The 4,026-nt window shown below is 67.2% G+C and carries 2 protein-coding genes; one reads left to right on the forward strand and one right to left on the reverse strand.

Annotated features, from left to right (window positions below):
• Positions 1-235 precede the first annotated feature (235 nt).
• Positions 236-1,627 (reverse strand): 3-deoxy-7-phosphoheptulonate synthase class II, encoded by a 1,392-nt coding sequence (locus V3B48_RS20790; RefSeq protein WP_329894384.1) that lies wholly within the window; start codon positions 1,625-1,627, stop codon positions 236-238.
• A gap of 221 nt (positions 1,628-1,848) precedes the next feature.
• Between V3B48_RS20790 and V3B48_RS20795 the strand changes: the two genes are divergently transcribed.
• Complete coding sequence (locus V3B48_RS20795) at positions 1,849-3,975, forward strand: TonB-dependent receptor (RefSeq protein ID WP_329894385.1); 2,127 nt, start codon at positions 1,849-1,851, stop codon at positions 3,973-3,975.
• The last annotated feature ends 51 nt before the right edge of the window (positions 3,976-4,026 follow it).

The raw sequence follows: 4,026 nt of genomic DNA on the forward strand, positions 1-4,026 counted from the left end.
GTCGACCAAGGTCGACACCTACCAACAGCCACCGGAATCTGTCAGAGCCGGGGCGGGGGGGGGGGGGGGGGGGGGGGGGGGGGGGGCGGGGGGGGGGGGGGGGCCGCGGGGGGGGGGGGGGGGGGGGGCGCCCCCCCGCCCCCCCCCCCCCCCCCCGCCAACCCACGGAATGCCCGCTGTTGACGTTGACGTTGACTGCAGCAGGTGCAGGGCTGCAAGCCCTGCCGAAAAACCCTTACCGCACTTGCTCCTGCTTGCGCACGATCGCCATCGCGATCTCCAGCGACTGCTCGTAGTTCAACCGCGGGTCCACCGTCGAACGGTAGGCGCGCTCCAGGTCACGTTCGGTCAGTTCGCGCGCGCCACCGGTGCACTCGGTCACGTCTTCGCCGGTCAGCTCCAGGTGCACACCGCCCAGTCGCGTACCTGCGGCCGCGTGCAGATCGAACGACATCTCCACTTCGCCACGCACGTTGTCGAAGCGGCGTGTCTTGAAACCATTGGCAGTGCTTTCGGTGTTGCCATGCATCGCATCGCACACCCACAGCACGCGGCGGCCATCGCGCTTGACCGCATCCAGCAGCGGCGGCAGCTTCTCGGCGATCTGCGCTGCACCCATGCGGTGAATGAAGCTCAGTCGACCCGGCTCGTCATGCGGGTTGAGCACATCAATCAGGCGCAGCAGCTGGTCCGGCGTCACCGATGGGCCGACCTTGATCGCGATAGGGTTGCGCACGCCACTCAGGTATTCCACGTGCGCGCCATCGAGAGCGGCCGTGCGCATGCCGATCCACGGGTAGTGCGTGCTCAGGTTCAACCAGCCCTGCTGGCGCGGCACCTGCCGGGTCAACGCCTGTTCGTAGGGCAGCAGCAGCGCTTCGTGCGACGTGTAGAAGTCGATGCGGTTGAGGTTGTGCACGCGGGCCCCGGCCAGGGTCTCCATGAAGTGCACCGCATCGCCGATCGACGCCACCATCTTCTGGTACTCGGCAGCCAGCGGCGAATGCCGCACCCACTCCAGGTTCCAGTACTCGGGGTGGTGCAGGTCGGCGAAACCGCCGTCGATCAGCGCACGCACGAAGTTCATGGTCATCGCCGAGTGCGCGTGGGCCTGCAGCATCCGCTTCGGATCCGGCAGCCGTGCCGCTTCGGTGAAGGCCGGCGCGTTGATGACATCACCGCGGTAGCTGGGCAGGGTCACGCCGTCGCGGGTCTCGGTATCGGCCGAACGTGGCTTGGCGTACTGGCCGGCGAAACGGCCGACGCGGATCACCGGCTGGCGCAGGCCATGCACCAGCACCAGGCTCATCTGCAGCAGCACCTTCAGCCGGTTGGAAATGGTGCCCGATTCGCAGTCGCTGAAGTTCTCCGCGCAGTCGCCGCCCTGCAGCAGGAAGCGCTTGCCTTCCTGCGCCTCGGCCAGCTGCTGCTTCAGCGCCAGGATTTCCCAGGAGGTGACCAGCGGCGGCAGCCGCTTCAGTTCGTGCAGAGCGGCGTCCAGCGCCACCGGGTCCGGGTAGGTCGGCATCTGCAGCGCGGTCTTGCCACGCCAGCTCTCCGGCGACCAGGCGGCGCCAGTGGCGGCTGCGGCGGGATCGGGCACGGGCGGAACGGCGGACAGGCTCATTGCAGACTTCCGGGATGGGGGGCGGTCATGGTCGCAGAGCCAGCCGCTGGCGCAAAGGGCCGACCTGCTCGGCCAGGCCGCCTGAACGGCAGGGAAAGGCCGATGCGAGCAGCCAGATCCCGCATGGTCAGCCGCTCAAGGTAGGCGCATGATCTGTTACGGAGTAACACTTCCACGTCATGGACCGGCCCCTTCCACGCCCTGCCATCACTCTTCCCATCATGAAGCCCTCGCCCCTCGCTACCGGCATCACCTTCGCCCTGGCCCTGGCCAGCCTGCCCGCCTTCGCGGCCGCCGCCAATGGCGCCGGGCCTGCGGTCAAGGACCTGGACACGGTCACCGTCAGCGCCCAGCTCGACCAAGCCCGCAACGCGTTGTCGCCGGACATCGGCAGCAGCCAGTACCAGATCACCGCCGAGGACATCCAGAAGCAGCCGCTGGGCGCCTCCGCGCCGCTCAGCCAGGTGCTGCTGCAGGCACCCGGCGTGGTCCAGGATTCCTATGGCAGCGTGCACGTGCGCGGCGACCACGCCAACCTGCAGTACCGGATCAACGGCGTGTTGCTGCCCGAATCGATTTCCGGCTTCGGCCAGACCCTGGATGCGCGCACCATCAAGAGCATCCGCCTGATGGACGGCGCGTTGCCGGCGCAGTTCGGCGAGCGCACCGCGGCGGTGGTCGACATCACCACCCGCAATGGCGCCGAGCTGGGCAACGGTGGCAGCGCCGGACTGACCACCGGCTCGTTCGGCAAGGTGAATCCGAATGCCTCCTGGTGGGGCAACCAGGGACGCTGGAGCTGGTTCCTGACCGGCAACTACGACCAGAACGAAGTCGGCCTGGAGAATCCGACCAACTCGCGCAAGCCGCTGCACGACGATACCCACCAGGGCAAGGCCTTCGCCGACCTGACCTACCTGGTCAACGAGAACACCCGCCTGAGTGTGTTCGCCGGTTTCGCCAACAACCGTTTCCAGATTCCGGTCAATCCAGGGCAGACGCCGCAGTTCGGTTACCTGGACACCACCACCTTCGATTCCAGCCAGCTGGATGAGACCCAGCGCGAGACCACCCGCTTCGGCATGCTGGTACTGCAGGGCACGCTGGGCAGCACCGCCTACCAACTGTCCGCCGGGCAGCGCTACAGCGATGCAGCGTTCAACCCGGACGTCGTCGGCGATCTGGTGTTCAGTGGCGTCGCCTCGCAGGTGCAGCGCAGCAACCGTGCCAACACCCTGCAGGCCGACTTCTCCACACCACTGGGCAACGACCACACGCTGCGCTACGGCTTGTACGGCAACTACGAGCACGCACGGGCCAGCAGCAACAGCTGGGTGTTCCCGGTTGATGACGGCGGCCAGCAGTCCAGCACCACGCCGCTGCTGATTCCTGACCACAGCGCCTTCCATGCCAGCACGCTGGCGTTGTACGTACAGGATGAGTGGAAAATCGGCGACGACTGGACCGTCAACTACGGTCTGCGCGGTGACCGCTACAAGGCCTTCGGCCGCACCGAGGGCCAGCTCAGCCCGCGCGTGGGCGTGGTCTGGAATGCCAGCGACAGCACCACCGTGCATGCCGGCTATTCGCGCTATTTCACGCCACCGGCCAGTGAACTGATCGCCAGCAGCGACATCGCCCTGTACGACGGCACCACCAACCAGCAGCCCAGCGGCGGCAACAACACGCCGCTGGCCGAGCGCAGCGACTACTACGACATCGGCGTCTCGCAGCAGCTGGGTGAACACCTGACCCTGGGCCTGGACGCTTACGACCGCCGCGTCGCCCGCCTGCAGGACGAAGGCCAGTTCGGCGCCGCCTACATCTACTCGACCTTCAACTACCGCCGCGGACACATCCGTGGCCTGGAGTTCAGTGCCGACTACAGCAACGGCCCGTTCAGTGCCTACTTCAATGCGGCGCTGAACAAGGCCATCGGTACGGATGTCATCACCAGCCAGTACAACCTCGATCCCGAGGCGCTGGCCTATGTGGCCAACCACTGGATCCACCTCGACCACGACCAGAAGCTGACGTCGTCGGGGGGGCTCAGCTACGCCTTCGCCGGGCACAACCGGATCGGGGCCAACTACGTGCTCGGCAGTGGCCTGCGTTCGGACATCGAGGGCGTACCCAACGGTGGCGAGCTGCCGTCCTACCTGCAGGTGAACCTCAGCGCCGGGCACGACTTCAACGTCGACAGCGGCCATCCACTGCATGTGCAGCTGGCGGTGATCAACGCGTTGGACCGCAGCTACCAGCTGCGCGATGGCGGTGGCGTCGGCGTGTTCGCCCCGCAATGGGGACCGCGCCGCGGCGCCTACCTGAGCCTGCAGCAGGATTTCTGAGCTAGTGCCGGCCGCTGGCCGGCATTCCCGCGGTGTGCCGGCCAGCGGCCG

Origin of the sequence: Stenotrophomonas sp. SMYL20, assembly GCF_036320045.1 — a bacterium.
GTDB lineage: Bacteria > Pseudomonadota > Gammaproteobacteria > Xanthomonadales > Xanthomonadaceae > Stenotrophomonas > Stenotrophomonas maltophilia_A.

Coding starts and splice junctions, on each gene's coding strand:
- V3B48_RS20790 (WP_329894384.1), bottom strand. CDS start 1,627: ATGAGCCTGTCCGCCGTTCCGCCCGTGCCCGATCCCGCCGCAGCCGCC.
- V3B48_RS20795 (WP_329894385.1), top strand. CDS start 1,849: ATGAAGCCCTCGCCCCTCGCTACCGGCATCACCTTCGCCCTGGCCCTG.